This is a genomic window from Providencia sp. R33 (assembly GCF_019343475.1).
Taxonomy (GTDB): domain Bacteria; phylum Pseudomonadota; class Gammaproteobacteria; order Enterobacterales; family Enterobacteriaceae; genus Providencia.
In genome coordinates, this window is sequence record NZ_CP072453.1 from 725,339 (window position 1) to 749,401 (window position 24,063).

The 24,063-nt window shown below is 40.7% G+C and carries 26 protein-coding genes; 23 read left to right on the plus strand and 3 right to left on the minus strand.

The features are described 5' to 3' along the window. The first annotated feature begins 57 nt into the window (after positions 1 to 57). The 9 genes from J6836_RS23070 to J6836_RS03405 are packed head-to-tail and all read left to right on the plus strand — an operon-like array spanning position 58 to position 8,365. Positions 58 to 2,568, plus strand: coding sequence for a hypothetical protein (locus tag J6836_RS23070; protein WP_255586314.1), 2,511 nt, complete (start codon positions 58 to 60; stop codon positions 2,566 to 2,568). Continuing rightward, positions 2,565 to 3,092 carry a phage baseplate protein gene (locus J6836_RS03370; protein ID WP_219246841.1) on the plus strand — a complete coding sequence of 176 codons (528 nt, stop codon included), beginning with the start codon at positions 2,565 to 2,567 and terminating at the stop codon, positions 3,090 to 3,092. The genes J6836_RS23070 and J6836_RS03370 overlap by 4 nt, the downstream gene beginning before the upstream one ends. Before the next feature lie 3 nt (positions 3,093 to 3,095). After that, entirely contained in the window at positions 3,096 to 3,389 is a 294-nt protein-coding gene (locus tag J6836_RS03375; RefSeq protein WP_219246844.1) for a phage baseplate plug family protein, read from the plus strand. Continuing rightward, positions 3,382 to 4,197, plus strand: a complete 816-nt coding sequence (locus tag J6836_RS03380) for a baseplate hub protein (protein ID WP_219249351.1) — start codon at positions 3,382 to 3,384, stop codon at positions 4,195 to 4,197. The genes J6836_RS03375 and J6836_RS03380 overlap by 8 nt, the downstream gene beginning before the upstream one ends. A gap of 3 nt (positions 4,198 to 4,200) precedes the next feature. Further along, positions 4,201 to 4,893 carry a Gp138 family membrane-puncturing spike protein gene (locus tag J6836_RS03385; RefSeq protein ID WP_219246845.1) on the plus strand — a complete coding sequence of 231 codons (693 nt, stop codon included), beginning with the start codon at positions 4,201 to 4,203 and terminating at the stop codon, positions 4,891 to 4,893. Continuing rightward, a complete protein-coding gene (locus J6836_RS03390) occupies positions 4,890 to 5,234 on the plus strand; it encodes a hypothetical protein (protein ID WP_219246850.1) in 345 nt (114 codons plus the stop codon). The genes J6836_RS03385 and J6836_RS03390 overlap by 4 nt, the downstream gene beginning before the upstream one ends. Next, on the plus strand, positions 5,227 to 6,414 hold the full coding sequence (locus tag J6836_RS03395) for a baseplate J/gp47 family protein (protein WP_219246851.1): 1,188 nt from the start codon (positions 5,227 to 5,229) through the stop codon (positions 6,412 to 6,414). Before J6836_RS03390 ends, J6836_RS03395 begins: the two co-directional genes overlap by 8 nt. Beyond that, on the plus strand, positions 6,411 to 7,070 hold the full coding sequence (locus J6836_RS03400; protein WP_219246853.1) for a DUF2612 domain-containing protein: 660 nt from the start codon (positions 6,411 to 6,413) through the stop codon (positions 7,068 to 7,070). Before J6836_RS03395 ends, J6836_RS03400 begins: the two co-directional genes overlap by 4 nt. Positions 7,071 to 7,075: 5 nt before the next feature. Then, the gene (locus J6836_RS03405; RefSeq protein ID WP_219246855.1) at positions 7,076 to 8,365 is read left to right on the plus strand and encodes a phage baseplate protein; all 1,290 of its coding nucleotides are present in this window, start codon (positions 7,076 to 7,078) and stop codon (positions 8,363 to 8,365) included. Positions 8,366 to 8,403: 38 nt separating this feature from the next. On the opposite strand, the gene J6836_RS03410 is transcribed toward J6836_RS03405, so the two are convergent. Further along, on the minus strand, positions 8,404 to 9,444 hold the full coding sequence (locus J6836_RS03410; protein ID WP_219246857.1) for a hypothetical protein: 1,041 nt from the start codon (positions 9,442 to 9,444) through the stop codon (positions 8,404 to 8,406). A 786-nt stretch (positions 9,445 to 10,230) separates the two neighbouring features. Here J6836_RS03410 and J6836_RS03415 point away from each other — a divergent pair. The 7 genes from J6836_RS03415 (at position 10,231) to J6836_RS03445 (ending at position 19,099) form a co-directional block, all read left to right on the plus strand. Then, positions 10,231 to 11,778, plus strand: coding sequence for a type I restriction-modification system subunit M (locus J6836_RS03415; RefSeq protein ID WP_163860992.1), 1,548 nt, complete (start codon positions 10,231 to 10,233; stop codon positions 11,776 to 11,778). Then, a complete protein-coding gene (locus J6836_RS03420; RefSeq protein WP_163860993.1) occupies positions 11,775 to 12,893 on the plus strand; it encodes a restriction endonuclease subunit S in 1,119 nt (372 codons plus the stop codon). Before J6836_RS03415 ends, J6836_RS03420 begins: the two co-directional genes overlap by 4 nt. Before the next feature lie 65 nt (positions 12,894 to 12,958). Next, positions 12,959 to 16,201 (plus strand): type I restriction endonuclease subunit R, encoded by a 3,243-nt coding sequence (locus J6836_RS03425; protein WP_219246859.1) that lies wholly within the window; start codon positions 12,959 to 12,961, stop codon positions 16,199 to 16,201. Between the two features lie 45 nt (positions 16,202 to 16,246). Continuing rightward, entirely contained in the window at positions 16,247 to 17,266 is a 1,020-nt protein-coding gene (locus tag J6836_RS03430) for a restriction endonuclease (RefSeq protein ID WP_163860995.1), read from the plus strand. Between the two features lie 167 nt (positions 17,267 to 17,433). Beyond that, complete coding sequence (locus J6836_RS03435; RefSeq protein WP_219246862.1) at positions 17,434 to 18,048, plus strand: dual OB domain-containing protein; 615 nt, start codon at positions 17,434 to 17,436, stop codon at positions 18,046 to 18,048. An 8-nt stretch (positions 18,049 to 18,056) separates the two neighbouring features. Then, positions 18,057 to 18,497, plus strand: a complete 441-nt coding sequence (locus tag J6836_RS03440; RefSeq protein ID WP_069367794.1) for a DUF488 domain-containing protein — start codon at positions 18,057 to 18,059, stop codon at positions 18,495 to 18,497. Continuing rightward, entirely contained in the window at positions 18,497 to 19,099 is a 603-nt protein-coding gene (locus J6836_RS03445) for a DUF4326 domain-containing protein (RefSeq protein ID WP_069367795.1), read from the plus strand. The genes J6836_RS03440 and J6836_RS03445 overlap by 1 nt, the downstream gene beginning before the upstream one ends. Positions 19,100 to 19,220: 121 nt before the next feature. Here J6836_RS03445 and J6836_RS03450 read toward each other — a convergent pair whose 3' ends face one another. Both J6836_RS03450 and J6836_RS03455 read right to left on the minus strand, forming a co-directional pair. Then, a complete protein-coding gene (locus J6836_RS03450; RefSeq protein WP_163860996.1) occupies positions 19,221 to 20,021 on the minus strand; it encodes a DNA translocase FtsK in 801 nt (266 codons plus the stop codon). Between the two features lie 61 nt (positions 20,022 to 20,082). Beyond that, positions 20,083 to 20,499, minus strand: coding sequence for a hypothetical protein (locus J6836_RS03455; RefSeq protein ID WP_140171336.1), 417 nt, complete (start codon positions 20,497 to 20,499; stop codon positions 20,083 to 20,085). A 137-nt stretch (positions 20,500 to 20,636) separates the two neighbouring features. Here J6836_RS03455 and J6836_RS03460 point away from each other — a divergent pair, with 137 nt between their 5' ends. The 7 genes from J6836_RS03460 (at position 20,637) to J6836_RS03490 (ending at position 24,053) form a co-directional block, all read left to right on the plus strand. Continuing rightward, positions 20,637 to 20,921, plus strand: coding sequence for a helix-turn-helix domain-containing protein (locus tag J6836_RS03460; protein WP_163860997.1), 285 nt, complete (start codon positions 20,637 to 20,639; stop codon positions 20,919 to 20,921). Positions 20,922 to 21,018: 97 nt separating this feature from the next. After that, positions 21,019 to 21,360 (plus strand): hypothetical protein, encoded by a 342-nt coding sequence (locus tag J6836_RS03465; RefSeq protein ID WP_163860998.1) that lies wholly within the window; start codon positions 21,019 to 21,021, stop codon positions 21,358 to 21,360. 9 nt (positions 21,361 to 21,369) lie between these two features. Further along, the gene (locus J6836_RS03470) at positions 21,370 to 21,687 is read left to right on the plus strand and encodes a hypothetical protein (protein WP_048607090.1); all 318 of its coding nucleotides are present in this window, start codon (positions 21,370 to 21,372) and stop codon (positions 21,685 to 21,687) included. Positions 21,688 to 21,967: 280 nt separating this feature from the next. After that, positions 21,968 to 22,402 carry a DUF2787 family protein gene (locus tag J6836_RS03475; RefSeq protein WP_163860999.1) on the plus strand — a complete coding sequence of 145 codons (435 nt, stop codon included), beginning with the start codon at positions 21,968 to 21,970 and terminating at the stop codon, positions 22,400 to 22,402. A gap of 70 nt (positions 22,403 to 22,472) precedes the next feature. Then, on the plus strand, positions 22,473 to 22,988 hold the full coding sequence (locus tag J6836_RS03480) for a hypothetical protein (protein ID WP_219246863.1): 516 nt from the start codon (positions 22,473 to 22,475) through the stop codon (positions 22,986 to 22,988). Between the two features lie 102 nt (positions 22,989 to 23,090). Continuing rightward, on the plus strand, positions 23,091 to 23,765 hold the full coding sequence (locus J6836_RS03485; protein WP_219246866.1) for a hypothetical protein: 675 nt from the start codon (positions 23,091 to 23,093) through the stop codon (positions 23,763 to 23,765). A 99-nt stretch (positions 23,766 to 23,864) separates the two neighbouring features. Continuing rightward, entirely contained in the window at positions 23,865 to 24,053 is a 189-nt protein-coding gene (locus J6836_RS03490) for an AlpA family phage regulatory protein (RefSeq protein ID WP_181468625.1), read from the plus strand. Positions 24,054 to 24,063: the final 10 nt, after the last annotated feature.

The window sequence follows — 24,063 nt, forward strand, 5'->3', positions numbered from 1 at the left end:
GGAAATTGCCATCACTAACCGTTATAACGAAGCCCTTGCGGCTTCAAAGGATCGCTAATGTCATTAATGGATACCTTTGTGCAGGTCTTTGAGTTTGATACAAGGCAAGCGGATGGGGCATTTAAAAAGGTGCAACGTTCGACCGATGACATTATTGACGGCATGAAACAAACCCAACAGGCGGCGCAGCAAAGTTCACTGACCATCGGGAGTGTCATGACAGAGCTTTGGCAATCGTTGCAAGGGCTGTCGACCGAACATGCCATTTTGTTCACCACCAATGCCAGCGAGGTCAGTACTGAGACAAGCCACATCGTGGATAGGTTAGATGCGGTGGGTTCATCATTAAGCGCATTGGATGAGCAACGGCAAAATGCAGACGCTGCTTGGGTCTTCGCGGGAGATGCGCTAGGGGATTGGGGGCAATCACTGCAAGCTGAAATCACCCAATTAAAAAACGACCTCGGCTCATTATCTGCGGGTGACCAAAAAACCGCATTAGAACAGGTAAAAGGCTCGGTCAGTGAGTATATTAACGAGCTGCAAAAAATCCCGACTACCACTGCCGATGGCGCCACAGAAATTGAACGTGTGATGGCAGACTTACGCCAATCGGTGCAAGGCTTATCGGTTGAACATTCGATTGATTTTGTCACTAATGCAGATGAGGTTATTGCCCAAACTGGTTTGGTTAAAACACAATTAGAGACAGTAACAGATTCGATGGCTAACCTTGAGGCACAGCGGTCAATATCTGATGCAGGCATGCAATCCACTCAGGGCGTTTTGGGCGAGCTCGATGCAAACTACCAGGCACTGCAGCAAGACGTTATTCAACTTAATCAAGGTGTCACCGACCTCACGTTAGCCGAACACCAAGGTATCACCGCGAAGCAACTGTCCAACGCCATTATTCAAGCGCTACAAGGTAATTACAGTGAGTTAATTCGTCTTGTGGACACCATGAAAGTGAAGGGAATTGAAGCGGCGACCAGTGAAATTAAAGCTCAGCAATCGGTGCAAAAAGCCCTTGAGAATACCGAAACCAAATACCAGCAAGCTGGTAATACTGTCATATCGTTTGCCAAAAAGGCATTGGGGGCGGTTGGCTTATTGATGGGGGCGACTGCCTTGGTGGGGGAGTCAATTTCACGTTCGGCTGATATTGAAACGCTCGATAAACTGGGTAAAAAAATCAACGTGGCGACTGCCGATGTGGACGCTTTCGCGGGTTCAATGGCAGAGCTTGGTGGGACACGTGATGCGGCTCAAGCCGATTTATCTGCAATGGCAAAATCCTTTGGGTTTGCGAAAAACTCAATGGAGAAAGTGCTTCAGACCGCAGATAAAGTACAGGGGATGAAGTTCGACAAAGCCAAGGCCACGCTTGCGGGGTTGGGCGTGACAGATGATAAAACCGTCGAACTGATGATGAAAGGGCGCAAAGAACTCGAGCGCATGATGGGCATTCAAAAAGAATACTCAGGCATCAACAAAGAGAGTATTGAACAATCCATCAAATTCAACAAAGCCATGCAAGGCTTTAAGCAATCATCAGGCTTATTGAAAAACAGCTTCTTAGAAATGGTTATTCCTGTTTTAACCAAAGGGCTAGAGTGGGTTAACCGCTTTGTGAGCTTTTGCAAAGAAAACAAGTCGCTCATTGTAGGGTTCTTTATTGCAATAGGTTCGGCTATTGCGGTGTTTTATGTGCCTGCGATGTTATCGGCGGCAGCCACAACCTTGGCAGCAACATGGCCCATTTTGGCGATTATCGCGGTTATTGCCTTACTGGCTGCGGCGTTTGCCTTAGTTTATGACGATATCATGAACTTTATTGACGGTAATGATTCGATGATAGGGCGTATTTTGGATGAATACCCCGAACTTAAAGCCGTCATTATTGCGTTGTGGGATGCGTTTAAAGCCTTCTTTGATTTTGTCATTGCCTTGTCTCAGGTCGTCGCCGATGTGGCAGTGTCAGCTTTTAACTTTATTGTTGATGGAGGTAAGCAATTTTGGAAATGGCTCAATGAGTTTATTGATGACCTAACGGGTTGGGGCAAACAGTTTGAAGGCGTCTTTGATACCGTTTCTGATGCTGTTGTGGGTATTTTTAAATGGCTTTGGGCGCAAATCAAACAGTATTTAGGTTGGATTAATGACGGCTTAGACGCCATTAAAAATGGCTGGAGTACCGTCAAAGGGTGGTTTGGTTTTGAGGATGCACAAGTGACTCAAACGGTTGAACGCAAAGTCACGACCGACGGCACGATAGAGCACCAAATTCCCGAACAGCCCAAGTTATCTGAGGAAGATACTGCGTTGTTAGTAAAAGGACTGAGCCAACAAATTAATGGCATGTCAGCTAATCCAATCAACCCGATGACCAGCCAAGCTATCAGTAATCAATCCAGTACTACTAACGAAACCAATCTATCCATAGGGGAAATCAAAGTGGAAACCCAAGCGACGGACGCGCAAGGTATGGCGAATGGCACGAAAGATGCGCTGCAATCCCAGCTACAAGATTTAGCCCATCAAACCAGTTCGGGGGTAAGCAAATGATCACCGAGGTGAAAATCTTCAATGTCGATAACTTTTCGGCGTTATTTGAAACGGCCAATCCGATTCAAATTAACGTCCGTGACGAACACAAAGCGACACAGTTTACCGTTGAGTCGGGGGAAACACGCAGTGATCATGTGGTGGTTCAACCCGTTGAAATTGGCATGGATTTAATTTTAGCCGGCGAAATGAAAAGTGCCTTTGAAACCCTACAGCAAGCCTACGATAAACATCAGTTAGTGGGTATCCAAACGCGGGTGAAAACCTACCAACCGATGTTGCTAGTGAATCTCTATCACGATGAAATTCCAGAGATGGCCGATGCGATTAAACTCTCGCTGCGCTTTAGTGAGTGGCGAACGGTTGAGCCAGAATATGGCGACCTGCCGCCCCGTAAGGTGGCAAAAAAAGAGCAATCGAGTACGGTGAATCGTGGAAAAGTGCAAACATCCACAGTGCCGGACAAAAAGAAAAAATCGGCAGCAACCAAAATTGCTGATGGTGAATTTACGTTAGGGTGGTAATCCATGCAAGAGATCCCTTTAAATGCCGTGCCTAATCAACGTTTGCGCGTGAGCCTTGGCGGTGATGAGTGGGAGCTGACGGTTAAAGTGGCACGAACAACAATGTGCTGCGATATCAAACGCAATGATGTGGTTTTACTGCAAGGCATTCGTGTGATGCCCAATCAACCGCTGATCCCCTACCGCTATTTATCAGGTAACGGTAATTTTGCGTTTATCACAGAAAATGATGAATATCCGTGGTGGGCGCAGTTTGGGCAATCGCACAGTCTTGTTTGGTGGGGGGATGATGATTGATTTACGTCGTATCCGATTAGGGATTGAAGTTAATGGTCGGCTGCAATGGTATGAGGGGCTGCGTATTCGTGCCAACGGCACTAAATATGCCAATCCCCTGCAAAATGAATGCACGGTCAATATCGATGGGCTCAATGCGACAACACGCAATATGTTGCTGACCGAAACTAGCCCTTATACCCAAGCGAAGAAATCGCATCGTTTAATTGTCGAAGCTGGTCGTGTTAGCACCGGTATTTTTCGCATTTATGTCGGGGATATTGTTAGTGCAGAAATCGCCTCACCGCCGGATGTGACATTGACCTTAAAAGCGAAAACCAACAATACAAACGCCCGAGATATTGTTTCTTCATCGGGTAGTGCCATAAGTAAAATGAGCGAGTTGGCTAAGAACATAGCACAGGATTGCGGGGTTAAACTGGACTATCAAGCCACCGATAAAAATATTGCCAATTGGTATTTTTGTGGGCCGGCACTCAAACAAGTGGAACGACTGCAAGATACGGGCAATGTGAAAGCGTTTATCGACGATGACATGTTGTATGTGAAAGACCAAAACAAAGCTCTAAGTGGCCGCTTGCGTATTCTTAACCAAAAATCGGGCATGGTAGGGATACCGAAAGCCACGGAAAAAGGTGTCGATGTCACTTATTTAATTGATAGTGAGTCGTCATTGGGTGGCATGTTACGCCTTGAAAGCAAGTTTAATCCTGCCTTAAATGGCGACTACATTATTGAGCAACTCAAGTTCGACATTGCCTCACACGACGATCCCTTCTTTTACCAAGCGACCTGCAAACGAGTGTAAACCATGAACCAACCCAATAATGATATTGCTAGCGAAGGCAGCTTGGCAGGGCAGTTTATGGCTGCGTTTCGTAGCCTATTGATGAATATTGACGACATGCTCCCCGCGACAGTGGTGAGTTATGACGATAAAACTAACCGCGCAGTTATTAAGCCACTCGTCATGATGGTGTCGACGGAAGGTCAAAAAATCGGACGAGCAGCGGTTCCGAATATTCCCGTTTTCCGTTTTGGTGGCGGGGGTTTTTTTATCCGTATGCCGATTAAAGCCGGGGACTTTGGCTGGCTTAAAGCCAATGACCGCGACATCAGTTTAATCTTTCAGCGTGGTGGTTTGGAGGATGAACCCAATACAGCACGTTTGCATACCTTTAGCGATGCCATGTTCTTTCCCGACACGCTTAAAGACTGGTTAATTGATGGCAAAAATGCTGATGCGTTAGTCATTCAGTCAATGGATGGCTCCGTGTGTTTGTCACTGCATGAGGGTAAAGCAGTTTTAGATTCGCCCGTTCTTGAAGTCAATGTGCCCGAAACCACGTTTAACGGCAATGTCACGGTGAATGGCAATCAGGCCGTAAACGGTAACAGCGACTCAAATGGGGGCACGATGAAACACAACGGTAAAGATATCGGCTCAACACATAAACACAGCGGTATTCAAAGTGGTAATAGCAATTCAGGAGTCGCCGTATGAAAACATTTAATGTCGACAGCAATAACGACATCCATCTTGGCAATGACGGAAACTTGTCGATTGTGAGTGGTGAACGGGCATCAAAAAATCGTTGCGAACACTATGTGAAAGCACTCCGCGGTGAAATGCTGCATAAGCTCGACATGGGGATCCCCTACTGGAAAACCACCTTTGGGCGACAGGCGGACATTCCGTTATTTGAAGCGGCGTTTCGTGACCGGCTGCGTGAGCTGGATGATGTGATATCGGTGGTGTCATTTTCGGCATTAATTGCGGATAACTCGCTGAACTATACCGCGGTGATCCAAACCATTTATGGGGAGATAACGCTTAATGGCTGATTATCAATATATTACGTCACAGGGTGTAATTGTGCCGGATGCACGCACCTTACGTGATGATGTCGAAAGCGAATATAGAAGTGTGTTTGGTCAGTATTTAGATGTTAATCCCGAAACCCCGCAAGGCGCATTGATCACCATGGAGGTCGAAAATCGGGACGCCGTTGTGCGCAATAATGCAGAGTTGGCCAATCAAATTAACCCCGATTTAGCCGGTGGTATTTTCCTTGATGCAATATGGGCCTTAATGGGCGGGCAGCGTTTTGATGCGACCCACTCCTTTTTATCGCAGGTGAAATTCACTGGGATTGCCGAGACCATTATCCCCAAGGGGTCACAAGCAGCCACGCTGAATGGCGACTTATTCGAAACCACCAAAACTTTAATTATCGGTAAAGATGGCTCAGTCACTGGGGATATGCGCGCCATTGAAACGGGAGCGATTGAGTGCGGTGTGGGCCAACTCAATAAAGTGGCCAGTTCGGTATTAGGTTGGGAAACCGTTCATAACCCCAGCAATGCGGTGTTGGGGCGAGATGCTGAATCAGACTTGCAATCAAGGCGACGACGTAAGCAGACGTTAGCCAAAAACACCGTCAGTGTGGGGGAGGCGATTACCTCTGCATTGTATGAATTGGAAGGGGTACGTTCGTTGTCGTATCGAGAAAATTACACAGACCAACCGATGATGTTTGATGGGATCACGTTAGTTCCCCATAGCATTTATGTGTGTGTTGAAGGAGGCGATAAAGAGGCGATTGCTCGTTCGCTGTTGCATACAAAAACGCTCGGGGCAGCTTTTAACGGTAGTGAAGAAGTTGACGTATTAGAAACCATCAGCGGCCAAATTTATCCCGTTAAATTCGATAGGGCGAAAGAAATTGTTTTGTTCTGCCGAGTAATGGTGAAAAAAGCTACCGTCGATGCACAAACGATTATTCCCGCCGCAGTTGAGTTATGGGCAAATGGGGAGCTCGATGGCGAGGGCGGTTTAGTGGTGGGGCGCGATGTATCACCTTTTGAAATATCAGCCGGTATCAATGTCGTCGAGCCTCGGTTGTTTATTACACGAGTCGAGCTTTCAACCGATGGCAAAGCCTGGTCATCAAATAACTATGAAATCAAAATGAATGAGGTGGCAAGGCTTAAACGCAGTGCGGTACAGGTGGTGCTGGTATGAGCAAAATCCAATCATTTGATTTTCACTCTGATTTATTAAAGGCGATCCTTTGGCAATATGAAGATGCGACAAACCTTAAGGCGTTAGCCAAATACAAAGCGGACTATTTTGAACAATCCACAGTCCAGTTTTGGCGTGATTGGTACCGTGATGTGTTTAATATCGATACTGCGAACGAGTTTGGGTTAAATATTTGGGCGCGCATACTCGATGTGCCGTTGGGGATTGATGTCCCGCCTAGCGATAAAACGAAAATCGGCTTTGGTTTCGGTAAAAAGAACGCTAATTTTAAAGCCAACTTTCGACGTAATGCCGATTACACCTTATCGCTGACTGTCGACCAAAAGCGTCTCATCGTGCGTATGCGTTATTTTAACCTCACGCAAAGCCCAACGGTCACCAATATTAACGAATTTCTTAAACGGTTCTTCTGGCTGGACGACAGCAAGGTATTTGTGCTTGATCCGCTCGATATGACCTATCTGTATTACGTGTTTAATTTCAACCCGGACGAACGTTTACGGGTCCTTCTTGAAAACTTTGATCTTATGCCTCGCCCATCGGGTGTGGGGGTCAAATACCGTATCGTGACGAAAAAAGCCTTCGGTCACGGCCAACATCGCAAAAACTTCCTTAGCAGTAATTTCGGAGCCTAAAACTCATGACAAAAATCTTTAAAATCCCCTTTGCAACACAAGGGGACAGGACTTCTATTCCTGATGATGTGCAAGCCGATGGCGCAGTTTCATACACGCAAGGCTATAGTTACGATTATGAGCGTGACCAACAAACTGATCCGGCTGCCAAAGATATTGAACGTGAAAAGATGAACGGGATATTTCACGATATTACGCAAGCCATTGGCGAGTTGCAGAGCTTTGGTTTTCCTAAGTGGGCAGCAGAAGGCAGGCCATACCCAATCCGCGCTATTGTTTATCATAAAAACAAAACGTGGCAGTCGAAGATTGAAAATAACAATGTTGAGCCTGTCGCTGGTACAGCATGGCAGGAACTGAAAGCCGATTTAAGTGCCGGTGATATCAATGTGTATACCAAAACGGAATCTGACAAGCGCTTCCAGCCATTAGGCAACTATCAGCCTGCAGGTTACAGCTATTCTAAAGCAGAATCTGACACTAATTATCAACCCAAAGGCAATTATGCCCCCGCAGGTAATTATGCACTCAAAGGTGACAGTTACACCAAAGCGGAAGGGGATACACGGTACCAAGCTAAGGGGAGTTATCAACCGTCGGGGGATTATGCAACAAACACAGCGCTTAATAACGGGCTTAATAATAAGCTCAATACAAGTAGTGTCGTCCAATCGACTGGCGCATCAACAACTAGCGTGATGAGTCAGAAAGCCGTCACCGATGCATTACAAAACGCGGTCAATCTTAATACCATTTACCCTATTGGTATTGTTGTGTGGTTCGCGCAAAACAAGAACCCCAATACCTTATTCCCTGGTACGAAATGGCAGTACATCGGCGAAAATAAAACCATTCGATTAGCTGCTGCAAGTGGTGCGAATGTGTTAACAACCGGTGGTTCGGATTCAGTGACTATAGGTAAAAACCATCTCCCTGCTACTCCATTGAAATTCTCAGGTACAACGGCTTCCGGTGGTGCTCACGATCACACGCGAGGCACGATGAATATCACGGGTGAGCTTGGGTATATGCGAAGCGACTCCGCGCAATACTCATATGCAACGGGGGCATTTTCTTTAGCAGGTGGAGCTGGTAATGGAGGATATACTGGGAATAATAATACGGGGTCGCGTAAATATATCTTTAATGCAGCAAGTACGTGGAGTGGTAGTACATCTCAACATGGGGGGCACTCTCATACCTATTCAGGGAATACAGAAAACTTAGGTTCAGGAGCAGTTTTAGCAGTAACAAATGCTTATATCATGTTGATGGGCTGGTATCGAATTAGTTAAAAATAAAAGCGTGCACGAGATGCACGCTTAGTATGATGTTATTTATCGACTTGATTTACAAACTCAACAAATTCCGCTTCATCATTTTTATCTGCAGGGAATTTTATACCCACAAGAGGAATGATCTCGCCCGTCTTATCAAAGAAACTACGTTGATATAACAACGCATTATTTAACGTTGAGGTTTCTCCAATCGTATAAAATATAGCCATAACTGGAAGGGTTTCTGGTCTACTGCCATTCCATGCGGCAACGAGTAGTTCGTTATTCCAGTTGTTAGGTTTATATTCTTCTTTCTCATCGAGTAACTTTCTAATATCAGTGACTACACTGAATGATTCTGCACTCTTTTCATTACCTGCCATTGGGTATGAGCAAGAGAACATATTCATAATGATAGATTTATCTTGGAAATAATGATTTTTAACATGAAAATCAAACCATTTTTGCGCTGTGGTTAGATCATAATCAAGGCAGTTACCTGAGTTTTTTTCAATCCCAATAGTTTTAACTTTTTCAAGAATGTCCTTAGAAAAATAATCATTAATTGTGGAATCAACTAAAGGCCCACAACCAAAATTATTTGTTTTTTTAGCATCCGTTGAACCGTCAGCAGGGTATGCACAAAGAACGGTATAGCTATCTTTACCTTGCGGAATTGATTTTAAAGGGAAGAAAATAATACCGCTGCCGTAGTCAGCAGAAGATGAAAACTTATGATCTTCGCGTAAAAAAGAGAATGCGACACTATTATTTTCATCGATTGGTCGGTGTGACCATGGCGATTGTTGTTCTTGCAATCTCAGGCCATGGGTAACTAAACCTGAACACTCATAGGCTGGTGAGTTTGCACCACAATCCTTTGCTGTATTTTCATATAGCGCTTTGACCGTCTTATCAATACCGGTTTTTTCATATGATAAACCATTATTGATAAGGGTCTCGGTACCGATGGTACTTTGCAATACTTTGTTTTCATGCCTGTATTTCATATACATGCGATTAAACACGATAGCAGTAATTGCGAGTATGACGATAAGTGCAATTAAAATCGGAACGGTCTTTTTACGTTGTTGCATTATGAGCCTCAGTAACATAAATCATGTGAATACTAAAAAACCTTATAATCCATTATATTAGCGATATGAATACGTATCTATGATAAATGAAGCAGATTACTGAATTTTAGTTATGTTATTTTCGCAGGAGTAATGGCGAAATGTATCACTAGTAGATAATTTAATATTGTTGGCTGAGACGCATAACCTCTAATTTTTTGAGGTGCAATAAAAAAGCCCACCGAAGTGGGCTTTTAGTAACTTTCAAATGCGCGTGCATTTCACGTGCACTTTCTAGTCTTAATGTTGCCAGTGTCTAGTCCAACTGATTTTGCTAACTTCCTGTTTTTAAACCTGTTGTCCTATCACTGACCCACCAAATTTGGGCTGGCGTAAGTTGAATCTGATATCTATTTAATTGATTTTTAATTATATTTTATTTTAATGAAATTTATGTATAACTAAACGTATAACTACAAGTTTATGCTATAGATATTGAGTGGAAATAAATAGAGTGTAGAGCTATACAGAAAATAGTGTTTTTTGCGTTAAGCTTAGCGTTTATTATTTGAAATAAAACAGATTGACCATAGTAGCTTGATGCAGTTATTGCCTCAAGAAGAATTGAGAAAAAATTATTATCTAATATTTATAATTTGAAAGCAGCGTTGAAGTATGAAATATGACATTTGCTGATAATCCATCCTTTTGATAACTATCACAAGTTATCAGCCTATTCTATTAGATTTCTGGCTATAAATAGGTAACAATAGTTCCATTATTTTTACTGATGTAAGTAATGGAACAATGGCTAAAAAACCGAAAGAAACCAAATCTGAACCGTTAGAAGTTATCCTGTGGAAAGCCGCTGATAAATTGCGTAAGAATATAGATGCAGCAGAATACAAGCATGTTGTACTGGGATTAATATTCTTAAAGTATATTTCTGATTCCTTCGAGTCTCATTATGAGAAGCTTAAAGCAGGTCAAGGCGAGTTTGCAGGGGCAGATCCCGAAGATAGTGATGAGTATCTTGCTTACAATGTGTTCTTTGTGCCTGAAAAAGCACGTTGGACAAATTTACTCAATAATGCAAAACAGCCCAATATCGGTAAATTAGTCGATGATGCTATGGAAGCCATCGAAGAAGATAACCCGCAATTAAAAGGGGTATTACCAAAAGTTTATGCACGTCAAAACCTTGATGCAACGGTACTTGGCGAGTTAATTGACCTTGTAGGAGATATTGCACTAGGTGATGCTAAATCACGCTCTGCGGATGTACTAGGTCATGTTTTTGAATATTTCTTAGGTGAATTTGCGTTAGCAGAAGGTAAACAGGGCGGTCAGTTCTATACGCCAAAGTCAATTGTTTCCTTACTGGTTCACATGCTAGAGCCTTATGAAGGACGTATTTTTGATCCATGCTGTGGCTCTGGCGGTATGTTTGTTCAATCAGAAAAATTTGTTGAATCCCACCAAGGGAATATTGATAACATTTCTATTTATGGTCAAGAGTCTAACCAAACCACATGGCGTTTGGCGAAAATGAACTTGGCTATTCGGGGTATTAACTCTGAGCAAGTAAAATGGAACAATGAAGGCTCGTTTTTAAACGATGCCCATAAAGATTTACGTGCGGATTTTATTATTGCTAATCCACCGTTCAACGTCTCTGATTGGTCTGGTGAACAATTACGTAAAGATGCCCGCTGGCAATACGGTGCGCCACCAGCAGGGAATGCAAACTTTGCATGGATGCAGCACTTTTTATACCACTTGTCACCGAAAGGGCAAGCGGGAGTGGTACTAGCTAAAGGCGCGCTAACCTCGAAAACGTCGGGTGAAGGCGATATCCGTGCTGCATTAGTAAAAGATGCTAACGTGATTGATTGTATTGTTAACTTGCCTGCTAAGTTGTTCCTAAATACGCAGATCCCTGCCGCTCTATGGTTTATGCGCCGTGATCGTAATAACTCTTCGGTTTATCAAGATCGCAGCGGTGAAATTCTGTTCATTGATGCACGAAATCTTGGTCATTTAATTAACCGCCGAACTAAAGTGTTATCTGATGAAGATATTAAACTGATTTCAGATACCTATCATAATTGGCGTAATAAAGGTGGCGAATATGAAGATGTTGCTGGTTTTTGTGCCTCTGTCGCTATCGAAAAAGTGGCTGAGCTGGATTATGTGCTTACACCAGGTCGCTATGTGGGTCTTGCTGATGAAGAAGATGACTTTGACTTTAAAGAGCGTTTTACTGCACTAAAAGCCGAGTTTGAAGCACAATTAGAAGAAGAGGCAAAGCTTAATCAGGCGATTGCTGAGAATTTGGCGAAGGTGATGGTATGAGTGAGTGGCAAAATGTGGCTCTTAAACAGTTAGTCAAATTTGGAAATGGTAAAAGTAGACCAAAAGAAAAAGGGAAAATACCTGTTTATGGTGGTAATGGAATATTAGATTTCACTGATAAGTATAATTATGTTGGTAACACACTGATTATTGGTCGAGTTGGGGCGTATTGTGGGGCGACGTATTTGGAGAAAAGTCCTGTATGGGTTTCTGATAATGCATTATCAGCCAAGGCGTTAGGTAATAATAATTCTAATTATTTATACTATTTATTTAAGTATTTAGATTTAAACCAGTATGCTCAGGGTTCAAGCCACCCTTTGTTAACACAGACATTACTAAATGCAATTGAGGTAGAAACAACGCTTGATTGTATAGAACAAAAAGCCATTGCTTCTGTTCTTTCCTCATTAGACAACAAAATCGACTTACTTCATCGTCAAAATAAAACGTTAGAAGCGATGGCAGAAACACTTTTTCGTCAGTGGTTTGTGGAAGAGGCGCAGGATGATTGGGTTGAGGTTAAAGTTAGTCATTTTGTAACATTAAATAAAAGCTCGATAACTAAAAAATATGATCATCAAAATATTCTATATTTAGATACAAGCTCTCTAACTAAAGGCTATATTAGTGAGTTGAAACCATTAATTTTATCGGAGGCACCTAGTCGAGCTAAAAGATTAGTCCAACATCTTGATATATTAATTTCAACTGTAAGACCTGACCAGTGCCATTATGGTTTTTGCTTTAAACCTGAAGCAAATCTAGTGGTATCAACGGGGTTTTGTACGATAACTTGTGACACTATTACACCATATTTTATCTATTATTTATTAACATCCGAAGATATGACCGAATATTTGCATTCTATAGCTGAAGGTTCTACATCGACTTATCCATCATTGAAACCTGAAGATATTGGAAATGTGTTATTTGCATTACCTCCAAAAGAAAAATTAAATGATTATCATAATGTTGTGGGAGCAATGTGGAATAAAATTAATCAAAATCAAAAGCAAATCCAAACTTTAGAAAACTTTCGCGACACGTTACTCCCTAAATTAATGAGTGGAGAAGTACGCGTTAATTATACACCAGAAGAAATAAAACAATAATCGTATTAGGCAGCGTACCTTCGGCGCTGCTTTTTTATTCCCTTTTGCTAAAGGATGACAAAATAATGTCAAAAATGACAGAATCCGATATCGAAACCATGACCATTGAGCAGTTACAAGCCTTAGGTTATGAATATGTGTATGGTCCAGACATTGAGCCATCGGGTACAAATCCCCTGCGTACTTATCAGCAAGTCATTCTTCAGCAAAAAGTATTAGAAGCGATACAACGCTTAAACCCACATTTAACAGAAGATAAATGTGAGGAAGCCTTAAAACAAGTCACACAAATTAACTCGCCTGATTTAATGGCAAATAACCTGAGTTTTCATCGTTTACTGACAGAAGGGATCAACATTGAGGTCAGTAAAGATGGCAATACTCAAGGCGAATATGTGTGGCTGGTGGATTTTAATCAACCGGATAATAATGAATTTCTAGTAGTCAATCAGGTCACAATTCGAGAAGATCGCAAAGAACGTCGCCCTGATGTGATTATCTATATTAATGGTTTACCACTGGTCGTAATTGAACTAAAAAATGCGATTGATGAAAATGCCACTATTGAAGGGGCATATAATCAAATTAAAACCTATCAACAGCAAATTCCTTCATTATTTACCTACAATGCCTTTAGTGTGATTTCTGATGGATTAGAGGCAAAATCAGGGACTATTTCTGCCGATTTTAGCCGTTTTATGGCATGGAAAACCCATAATGGCATGACTGAGGCTAAAAATACTCAGCCACAGTTAGAAGTGTTAATTCAAGGTTTACTTAACCCTGTTACGCTATTAGATATGATCCGCTATTTTATCGTGTTTGAATCCAGTAAACAGGAAGATAGCAACGGTATCATTTCTATTAAAACTGTCAAAAAAATGGCTGCCTATCACCAATACTATGCAGTGAATGCGGCGGTACTTTCGACCATTCGCGCTTCAAATGTCAATGCGAATTCACCCTCTGCGGAAGTAGCGTTACAGCAACAAGGTAGAAACCAACAACACCTCGTATTAGAACAAAAAGCAGGCGATAGAAAAGCAGGTGTGGTATGGCATACCCAAGGTTCGGGTAAGTCTCTTTCAATGGTGTTTTATACAGGGAAGATTGTTTTAGCCCTCGATAACCCAACGGTTGTGGTGATCACCGACCGTAATGACTTAGACGACCAATTATTTGGCACTTTTTCTTCTGCGGTACAATTGTTACGTCAAACCCCGAAACAAGCTGAAAATAGAGAAGAATTAAAAGAATTACTGAAAGTTGGCTCAGGTGGCGTGATATTTACCACTATTCAAAAGTTCCAACCTGATGATGGTAGTAGTGTTTATGAACTACTGTCTGATCGCAGCAATATCATTGTCATTGCTGACGAGGCACATCGTTCTCAATATGGTTTTTCCGCAAAAGAAGTCGATGTGAAAGATGCGCACGGTAATGTTGTCGGTAAGCGCACTGTTTATGGTTTTGCCAAATATATGCGCGATGCTTTACCAAATGCGACTTACTTAGGCTTTACGGGGACACCCATTGAAAAAACAGATGTAAATACTCCCGCGGTATTTGGTAACTATGTTGATATCTATGATATCGCTCAGGCTGTAGAAGATGGGGCGACAGTGCCTATCTACTATGAAAGTCGTTTAGCAAAAGTCCAAATTAGCGATGAAGGCCGCGAACTGATTGAAGCGTTCGATGAAAGCTTCACCGATGAAGACTTAACACAGACTCAGCAACAACGGGCTAAATGGGCGCGAGTTGAAAGTATTATTGGCAGTAAAGAGCGTATCAAAGCGATCGCTAAAGATTTAGTCTCGCACTTTGAAGAACGGTTAGTGGCGAATGCGGATCACGGTAAAGGCATGGTCGTTGCTATGTCACGTCGGATTGCTGCGGCATTGTATGAGGAAATCGTGGCACTCAAACCTGAATGGCACAGTGATGATCTCAATGATGGTGTGATTAAGGTCGTGATGACGTCTTCCGCATCTGATGGCCCTGATATCGCGAAACACCATACGACTAAGAAAGACAGGCAAGTACTCGCTAATCGCATGAAAGATGAAGATGACAAGCTGAAATTAGTCATTGTGCGCGATATGTGGTTAACGGGGTTTGATGCACCGAGTATGCACACGTTATACATTGATAAACCGATGAAAGGGCACAACCTGATGCAGGCGATTGCCCGTGTTAACCGAGTCTATAAAGATAAATCAGGTGGCTTAGTTGTCGATTATTTGGGAATTGCGGCTGATTTAAAATCGGCACTGTCGTTTTACTCAGATGCGGGTGGTAAAGGTGATCCTGCACTTACTCAAGAAAAAGCCGTTGAGGTCATGAAAGAGAAATTAGACATCCTTGACGGAATGCTCTTTGGTTTTGATTATCGTGAATATTTCACCGCATCCACATCTCGTAAACTAGCCATTATCTTAGAAGCAGAAGATTTTATTTTAGGGATTGATGAAGGTCAGGGGAAAGTGCGTTTTTTAACAGCGGTAACCGCTTTATCTCAAGCCTTTGCATTAGCAACGCCACACCCTGAAGCGATGGAGGCGGCACCTGAAATAGCCTTTTTCCAAGCTGTAAAAGCCAGATTGAACAAGTTTGATTCAACTGGAGGAAGTGGCATTATCGGTGATGACAGCATGGAAGTTCGCGTTAAACAGACTATTGATCAAGCCTTAGTGACTGATACGGTAGTCGATGTATTTGATGCCGCAGGGATTAAAAAACCAGATATATCAATTCTCTCTGATGATTTTTTAATGGAGATGCAGGATTACCAACATAAAAATATCGCGTTGGAAACCTTGAAAAAATTATTAGCAGATGAAATCAATGTGCGAACAAAAATGAGCGTTATTCAAGGTAAAAAGCTGATGGATATGCTCACTGGGGCGATTAAAAGCTATCAAAATAAAATTTTGACGGCAGCTGAAGTCATTGATGAGTTAATTAAATTGGCGAAAGATATCAATAAGGTTGATAGCGAAGCGAATGACCTGAATTTATCACCTTATGAATATGCTTTCTATACGGCTGTGGCTGAAAATGATAGTGCTCAAGAACTAATCGGAAAATCAAAACTAAGGGAATTAGCGGTTGTACTAACTGAAATGATCCGCAATAACGTCACATTAGATTGGACTATCAAAGAGTCTGCAAGAGCAAAAATACGCGTTATTGTTAAACGGTTACTTAACCGTTATGGCTATCCGCCTGATATGTCTGTATTGGCAACGGAAACCGTCTTGGCGCAAGCGGAGTTACTATCGAATGAATTGTTGAAATCAAATTAGTGGGTTTTACTTTAACCGATTTATCTTTAACGCAGGAATAGATTAATGAGTCATAAAATGTGGATGGTTCGTGGTGATTCAGGGAAGTTATATGATGATTTTCGAGAAAAAGAACTGGTTGGTTTAGGCTGGTCTGGCTTAGCTCCATTATTGAAAATTGGGCAATCAAGAAAAGAGATACTGAAATTATACCGTCAAGTAGACCCAGCAACGAAACTCGGTACAGCGCGTTCAGGCGCATCTCAAGTATGGCGTTTTGTTAATGAAATTAAAGTTAGCGATTGGGTAATTACTTATTCACCTGCTAACCGTACCTATTTATTAGGGCAGGTTGTTTCTGAGTTTCAATACCGTGCTGATCTTTGTTCTATGGGGATGGGAATTGCGCGTCAGATTAAATGGAATACTGATGAAATTGATCGGGATACCTTATCAACTAAAACCAAAAATACCCTAGGTTCTACATTGACTGTTTTTAAACTTCCTGATTTTGCAGTGAAAGAATTATTGGGTAATAAACCATTATCTGACAGCGAAAAAAACGCTAATATTTCAAATATAGACGATGAAGAAATTGTATCTGATCCATTAAAGGATATGGAAATTCAAGCGTTAGAACGTATTAAAGATAAAATAATTACCCTTGATGCGGATGAAATGGAATTATTAGTTGCCGGTATTCTGCGTGGGATGGGATATAAAACCCAAGTTTCGCCAAATAGTGGTTCAGATAGAGGCAAAGATATTATCGCATCGCCTGACGGTTTTGGATTTGAAAACCCAAGAATTGTGGTTGAAGTTAAGCATCGTAAAGGGCAAATAGGCAGCCAAGATTTAAGAGGATTTATCGGTGGGCGTCATCATGATGATCGTGGCTTATATGTCAGTACGGGAGGATTTACTAAAGATGCACGCTATGAAGCGGAGCGATCAAAAATCCCGTTATCACTTTGGACATTAGATGACTTAGTGCGCACTTTGATTGAGTATTATGAGCACGTTGATATTGAGACTAAATTGCTTGTGCCACTGAGGAAAGTCTTTTTACCTGCGTTATCTGATTAATTTAGCTAGCCAGTTATTGCTAATAATTGAATATTTGACTTTATCCTAATGAATTTCACTCAAAGAGTGATTGCTTTCAAAGTAAATTTTTATGGATGTGATATAACTTACTGACTAATAAATATTTACTTTATTTTTGAGTAATGTTGTGTTCATTAGGAGATTATATGGCTCAATATGAAATTGTGGTATTAGCTAATTCTATTAAGCATGGCCAACATTGTGTTGCAGGAAAATGTGTTAGTACAGGTAGATGGATAAGACCAGTTTCAAATATACAAGGTGGGGAGTTAAGTCATCAACAAGCTAAAATCAGAAACCCTCACGGTACTTTTAATGTTAAGCCATTTCAAAAAGTGCTTATGGAATTAGAAGAGCACGTCCCTCTTCCTCATCAGCCTGAAAATTATTTGATTAATGACACTGAGTGGATTCAAAATTATTCATTTAATTCTGAGCAATTGCATACTCTACTAGATTCCCCTGTAGATCTTTGGGGGACAACGAATAGAATCGATTTTACTCATATAACAGCTGGTTTGTATCTTGTGCCTCAATCGTTGTATCTAGTGCGAGTACAAAACTTAAGGCTTTATTATACCGTGGATGATAAAAGGAGAGCTTCATTCACATATAGAGGGATAGATTATGATTTTGCAGTGACGGATCCTAAATTTGATGAGATTGTAGCGAAAAATTTGCAACTGTCAGGTATTCTATGTCTGAGTTTAGGGGAACAATACTTAGGTTATTGTTATAAACTTGTTGCTACAATTTTCTGAGGGATATTATGCGTATATATACAATAGGATTTACTCAAAAGAAAGCTGAAACATTTTTTGGATACTTGAAAAAATCAAAAGTAAAAACACTAATTGATGTGCGTCTGAATAATGTATCTCAATTGGCTGGTTTTGCAAAAAAAGATGATTTGAAATTCTTTTTGAAGGAGCTATGTGGCTCAGAATATGTTCATATGCCTGAATTGGCACCAACTAAAGAAATACTTAATCCATACAAAAAAGGTGATATATCTTGGGAGATGTATGAAGATAGGTTCTTAAATTTAATGGCAAAGCGTAACATCGAACGCTTTGCAAAACTCCCGCTATTTGATCAAGGCTGTTTACTTTGTAGTGAGCACGAACCTCATTTATGTCACAGGCGTTTAGTGATAGAATACCTAAACGAACATACTGATTTAAACTTTAATGTTAAGCACCTGTACTAATGGCTAAGATATTGATTTTGTACCCTAAGCTTTTTAATTGCTATTCAAAATTTGCAAGGAAAGTGGGTAAGATAACATCGAATTTAGATGATGTGGAATTGCTTTATCCTGAAGATCCAAACAAGCTGATTGAAGTTTTTTGTTCGGAGAATATAGGTACTGTAAGTTCTAATCATTTACCAAAGTGGTCATGTGATGATATAACACATGCGATTGTTTTTGATGATGGAGAGGAATTTGTTTTAGAGTTTGAATTATTGACAAAATCTAAAATCCCTCTGAGATTTATACATATTCAGATAACTAGGGTGATTAATATAAAGTCTGATACAAAGTATAAAGCTGAAAAATGTACTCCTCACTATGAATACATTGGTAGGGGATCATACTGGGGAAATCCCTACTCAATGTTTGAGGATGGAGATCGAGATGAAGTTATCAGAAAATTCAAGTATGACTTCGATTATGATAAATTTTTAAATGTAGATAAATCAAAGGTTTATAGTTTGTCTGGGAAAAGGTTGGGATGCTTTTGTAAGCCACAGGCCTGTCATGGAGATATATTGGCTGATTTTCTGAACTCTTGGGATGATGGTAAGTAGATTTTTAAATTTATGAACTAAAGTCAATGGTGGAGGGAGTATGATTTATGCTTATATAAATCATAGTTTATGATAAACTTTTTTAGAAATTGTGATTATTAATTGATTATATTCGCAATGGTTAAAACTGACTTTTCCAATAAATCAAATACCGTAAATAGTCCCCGCCATCCTCTTGCAGCCCATGCACCAACGGTTTCATGCTTTTATGGGGCAAGTCAGGCCACTCACCAATCCCTCTTGTTTGATGAATGTTTTCCTCACTTAGGCTTTCCCATCCTGCTTCATTCGGTATCCATAAACCTTGCCATTCTTCTTGTGCTATACGGGGCAGCCTCCAGCACGGCTGAAAACTAATTCGTCCATGTTGTCGTAACACTTCCAATGGGGCTTCAGGGCGAAGGGTGGCAAGAAAACGGTAAGAACTGGCGTTGTTGCGGAGTGTATCCTGATAAATGTCATCGCTGTGGGTATCAATCAGGTATTCAAACGGTGAGACAGATTTCAATATATTGGTTGTACCGCTCTCGATCTCGATTTCTTCAACCCAGACTACAATACGCTGCCAGACGATAGCCTGAATCAAGCAACGGTATTCTAAGGATTGTGTATCCAGTGGTAATTCAGCGAATAATGGGGTTTGTGCTGTCTCTATAGGTGCTGCAAAGGCTGATGAATCAAAAGAGCGGTCGTGAGTCGGATACCCGAGCACTTCACGATAATCATATTGGTTTAAAGGTGTTATAACACCGAGATACTCAAGTTGATTAATGATTCGTTCAGCGCGATGAAATCCTATCCGAAAATGGCGCTGTAAACGTCTCGGTGACGCTCTGTTAATGAGAATGACATCATAATCAATGGCTTTAGCTGTCAATAGGTCATAGCTGCTGTCTAGCGTGTTGTGATGAGATAACTGCATAGTGCCTCTGAGTCAGTGACGAAAATACAGTTATTAAAATAACAAAAGGTATTAAAAGATACTAATCTAGGTCTTCCTGTTTCATTGTGAGCGCATTCTTTAATAACGCTTTTCTTTTCTCAACTGACAGTGATTTGTAGATTTCAAGTAAAAGGTTAAGATCTGCACTTTCAGAAGATAGCGTGTTTTGCTTGATGAGCTCTTTTTCATCAGTGTTTAGGATCACCTTAAATGCATCAATATGATAGAGGTCGCCACGCTTATTAGGGTTCTTCTTGCGAAAGTGGGGATGAAGAGCTGTGATTGACTCTAGACGGACTCTAACGCCTTTCGCTGTGGTAGGGATATCCATATCTTTATATTCAGGGTAACGTGTTGGATCGTCAGCTTTTTCTTTTCCTATAGCAGCTAGCTCCCCACTGGTAAACCAAAGCTTGGGCGCATTATCCATTTCAGTTAGTTGTTTTTTATCAGTCATGATCTTTATAAATTCCATACATATCAAAAGGATAAAATAACCGCACTAGAAAGATGTTAAAATAATAAAGATATCTATTGATAATTCCCTTTAATTGGTTTTTAATAGACGAGGAATTAAACAGTGGAGTTATTACTATGTCTAACCCTGTAGCATCTCAAAAAAAGTCCCGAAAAGGAAGCACTGCGGATTGGCACCGCGCGGATATTGTGGCGGCTTTGCATAAAAAAGGGGTCACACTAGCACAATTATCTCGTGAGCATGGTCTTTCTGCTCGGACGTTAAATAATGCGCTAGAGCGAGCTTACCCAAGAGCTGAACAGATTATTGCGGATGTGATTGGCACGGCTCCTGAAACAATATGGCCGAGTCGTTACATCAATAAGCCATCCTCTAATAATCATAGAAGGTTATTGAAATAGCCTAAATATTTACCCTTGCCTATCGGTAAGGCATTGCCCCCATTCTAGCGTCAACACCATGGAAAAACCCTTAATTCATTTAATTGAAGGAACAGTCATGTCTATCAAAAATAAATTGCAAAAAATCCGAGAAGAAAACGAAGCGAAAGGCTTAAATGATCCAGCTTTATTTAAACAGCGTTTGTTCAACGGTGGCTTTGGATTAGCTAAAACCTTTTGGCTATTTTGGTTTTTACCGATTTTATTCTTAAATATCGTTGAATTTTTTATCACTAAAAAGGTGACATTGAATAAAATAGAAGCATTGATTCTCATTTGGGATGTTTGCTGCTTTTACTTTATCGTGAAAATACCGAATCGTCGTGCTTGGTATTACGTGGCGTTGGTGGTGATTGCACTGGATATATTAGCAGGAATAACCGTGAATTTTCTGCTGTAAGGTGACAATGTGAAAATGAAACTGAACCAGTGGATGAAATTAAGCATATTAACGGCGATGGTTGGTTTAACAGGATGTAATGAGAGCACCGTTAATTGTAACAGTGATGGTGCAAAAGCATTAGCGTTACAAGTGGTCAATCAACATGTCGGTTGGGCGATGTATGAGCAGCTTGAGAATGTGCGAACGCAACGTCAAAATGCAGAACGAGGCGTTTATCTCTGTGCTGCCGAAGCAACGGGAAAAGCAGGCTCTGTCACCGTAATTTATTCCGTGCAGCTCACGGATGATAAAAAAAGTTTTGTTGTTACGTTACTTAACGGTTAATGGCTATGCCAGCCTATTATTAGGTTGGCATTTTACCTTTTGACGCTTCCATTTTTTCATTCACTTTCCACATCAATATTCCCCCGCCATAAATAAAAATCACGGTAGGTATATCAAAATAGCAATGATGGCTAAATTCATGTAACCATCTGATTATAAACAGTAAAATACTTTACTTTGCTAGTGGTTATGGTAAAATATTAGCATGGCACTATACCCATATATGATTGGGTTGTGCTTAACAGTTTATTTCCACTTTTTTATTTAAAGGCCACTTTATATGACTATTCATCAGTCAGGGCTACGCTTGCCTATCGCACAAGTATTTAGCCAATTGTTATTACATGAACTGAATAATTCAGTGATTAACTCAGCGATTGATTTAACCACTGTTAGGGCGGTTACCTTAAATTTTCGAGACCCATTGTATAGTGCTGAAACAGGAGGTTTCCATCCTGTCGAAATACGTTTGTTACGGCTGCATGAGCAATGGCAGTTTGATTATGTGACAGATTTTTCATACATGGGAAGCTATTATCCTGAGCTTGAAAAGGAACTCGATATTTGTTGGTCGCAGGGTTATATCTATCATTTTTTGATGGGGGATATTGATGAAGAAGAGGGCGGAGCACTGTTTGAATTGTGGCAACGCAATTTTATTCAATACCACAAAATGAAATGTTATGAAGTCAGTATTCAGTGGGAAACCCACTAATTAAGTAAAAAATAATACCAGCGCTGGTGATTCCATTAAGTACAGTACAATCAATAGAAGGTTTGAGTTGATGTTGATACCGTCCAAGCAAGGGGATTTAGATTGCCTCTGTGGGATTTACAGTCTGGTGAATATGAGTACATGGTTCTATGGCGACCGCATTAAGCCCCGCCCATTATTTAATTATCTTTTGCGTGAATACAGCGAATACTGGTCACTGTACAAGTGTTTAACACAAGGTATTGATATTCCTGAAATGGATTACTTGATTAAGCGCCTAACCTTAAAATACCCATCACAAGCCCCTCTATGCGTCACCACGCCATTTCGTTACAAAGATGGACTTACCACACAAAAAATACTGTCTGCTTGTCAGGCGTTCTTAGGTGCTCATACAACGTCACGTCGGCTTATCTTATTGGGTGACCAGTGGCATTGGTCGTTGGTAGAGCGTATGGACAGCGAATATCTCTATTTCTTTGATAGCCACCAGCAAGAGAGAGTGAGCCGCGCCCGTTATGGATTAAGGGGTAACAAGGTACGGCGGTTGTATAGTGAATCTGTTTATTTTGTTGAAGTCACTTAGTTTTCTTATTCGCTTTATTAATTTTATCTGATTGCTAATCATACATTAGCTTATTAATATTCATTATTAAGAGTTATATATGAATGGAAAGGGCTAAATGATATGAATGATCATATTGTCGTACATACAATACCAAATATTATACAAAAAATGAAAAATGAAGGTATTGCATGTACTGAGGATAGCATTATAGGTATATGGAAAAATCATCATATCGAGTTTGTCTTAGATTGGCGAGGAAAAGGGTATAGTAATACTACAGGAAGAAAGAATTACGATGAAATTGTCTACCCAAATAGAAATAATATTTTGTATATACTCGAGTATGGGCTTAAAAGTAGTGATGAAATGATTACGGAAATATTAGTAACACCTTATTCATCAAAACAAACCGAAATAGCATCTTTAGAGCGCACTCACCCACTATATGGTAATTGTGTTAATTTTAATCTATTAGATGAGCTTTCTGTCGAGGATAAATATTTAAAAATAATAAAAAAATCACTCAAAAACTTAAAGATTGTACCCCATGGTAATAAAAAACGCTTCGAACAAGAGAAAGAAAATTTTTTGATAAAAGCTAAGCACGTACTAACTTTTCATACCGAAAAATGTAAAGGCGTTCGAGGAAAAATAACACAAGAAAAAGTAGCGGAGGCGACTTTAAGTAGTTATTGCTCAGCGTGTCCTGATGTGCTAACCAGCAGTATTGATACCGCGAAAAAATATTTAAGAGGCGATTCCCATATCATGAATGAAATAAAAAAGCTAGGTTAGTAAAACAATGAAAAATGCTCCCCTTTTTTAGTCATGTGTTACTTCGTATGCTGTAACCCATTCAGTAACTAATAGACGTATAGCAAAAAGAGGTTACACATGAGTAAGATGATAAAAATTTGTAGCATGGCAGAAGTGATGTTAATCCTTGATGTCCGTTCTCGGAACTCAGTATACAATCTTGAGCGTAAAGCTGGTTTTCCTCCTCGAATTCGCATCGGGATCAGGCGTATTGGCTATGATCTAAATGCTGTTCAAGAATGGCTTAATACTCGCACTGTAAAATAATTAATAACTA

Excerpts from the sequence above, each read along its gene's own strand:
- J6836_RS23070 (WP_255586314.1), top strand. The coding sequence starts at position 58 with ATGTCATTAATGGATACCTTTGTGCAGGTCTTTGAGTTTGATACAAGG.
- J6836_RS03370 (WP_219246841.1), top strand. The coding sequence starts at position 2,565 with ATGATCACCGAGGTGAAAATCTTCAATGTCGATAACTTTTCGGCGTTA.
- J6836_RS03375 (WP_219246844.1), top strand. The coding sequence starts at position 3,096 with ATGCAAGAGATCCCTTTAAATGCCGTGCCTAATCAACGTTTGCGCGTG.
- J6836_RS03380 (WP_219249351.1), top strand. The coding sequence starts at position 3,382 with ATGATTGATTTACGTCGTATCCGATTAGGGATTGAAGTTAATGGTCGG.
- J6836_RS03385 (WP_219246845.1), top strand. The coding sequence starts at position 4,201 with ATGAACCAACCCAATAATGATATTGCTAGCGAAGGCAGCTTGGCAGGG.
- J6836_RS03390 (WP_219246850.1), top strand. The coding sequence starts at position 4,890 with ATGAAAACATTTAATGTCGACAGCAATAACGACATCCATCTTGGCAAT.
- J6836_RS03395 (WP_219246851.1), top strand. The coding sequence starts at position 5,227 with ATGGCTGATTATCAATATATTACGTCACAGGGTGTAATTGTGCCGGAT.
- J6836_RS03400 (WP_219246853.1), top strand. The coding sequence starts at position 6,411 with ATGAGCAAAATCCAATCATTTGATTTTCACTCTGATTTATTAAAGGCG.
- J6836_RS03405 (WP_219246855.1), top strand. The coding sequence starts at position 7,076 with ATGACAAAAATCTTTAAAATCCCCTTTGCAACACAAGGGGACAGGACT.
- J6836_RS03410 (WP_219246857.1), bottom strand. The coding sequence starts at position 9,444 with ATGCAACAACGTAAAAAGACCGTTCCGATTTTAATTGCACTTATCGTC.
- J6836_RS03415 (WP_163860992.1), top strand. The coding sequence starts at position 10,231 with ATGGCTAAAAAACCGAAAGAAACCAAATCTGAACCGTTAGAAGTTATC.
- J6836_RS03420 (WP_163860993.1), top strand. The coding sequence starts at position 11,775 with ATGAGTGAGTGGCAAAATGTGGCTCTTAAACAGTTAGTCAAATTTGGA.
- J6836_RS03425 (WP_219246859.1), top strand. The coding sequence starts at position 12,959 with ATGTCAAAAATGACAGAATCCGATATCGAAACCATGACCATTGAGCAG.
- J6836_RS03430 (WP_163860995.1), top strand. The coding sequence starts at position 16,247 with ATGAGTCATAAAATGTGGATGGTTCGTGGTGATTCAGGGAAGTTATAT.
- J6836_RS03435 (WP_219246862.1), top strand. The coding sequence starts at position 17,434 with ATGGCTCAATATGAAATTGTGGTATTAGCTAATTCTATTAAGCATGGC.
- J6836_RS03440 (WP_069367794.1), top strand. The coding sequence starts at position 18,057 with ATGCGTATATATACAATAGGATTTACTCAAAAGAAAGCTGAAACATTT.
- J6836_RS03445 (WP_069367795.1), top strand. The coding sequence starts at position 18,497 with ATGGCTAAGATATTGATTTTGTACCCTAAGCTTTTTAATTGCTATTCA.
- J6836_RS03450 (WP_163860996.1), bottom strand. The coding sequence starts at position 20,021 with ATGCAGTTATCTCATCACAACACGCTAGACAGCAGCTATGACCTATTG.
- J6836_RS03455 (WP_140171336.1), bottom strand. The coding sequence starts at position 20,499 with ATGACTGATAAAAAACAACTAACTGAAATGGATAATGCGCCCAAGCTT.
- J6836_RS03460 (WP_163860997.1), top strand. The coding sequence starts at position 20,637 with ATGTCTAACCCTGTAGCATCTCAAAAAAAGTCCCGAAAAGGAAGCACT.
- J6836_RS03465 (WP_163860998.1), top strand. The coding sequence starts at position 21,019 with ATGTCTATCAAAAATAAATTGCAAAAAATCCGAGAAGAAAACGAAGCG.
- J6836_RS03475 (WP_163860999.1), top strand. The coding sequence starts at position 21,968 with ATGACTATTCATCAGTCAGGGCTACGCTTGCCTATCGCACAAGTATTT.
- J6836_RS03480 (WP_219246863.1), top strand. The coding sequence starts at position 22,473 with ATGTTGATACCGTCCAAGCAAGGGGATTTAGATTGCCTCTGTGGGATT.
- J6836_RS03485 (WP_219246866.1), top strand. The coding sequence starts at position 23,091 with ATGAATGATCATATTGTCGTACATACAATACCAAATATTATACAAAAA.
- J6836_RS03490 (WP_181468625.1), top strand. The coding sequence starts at position 23,865 with ATGAGTAAGATGATAAAAATTTGTAGCATGGCAGAAGTGATGTTAATC.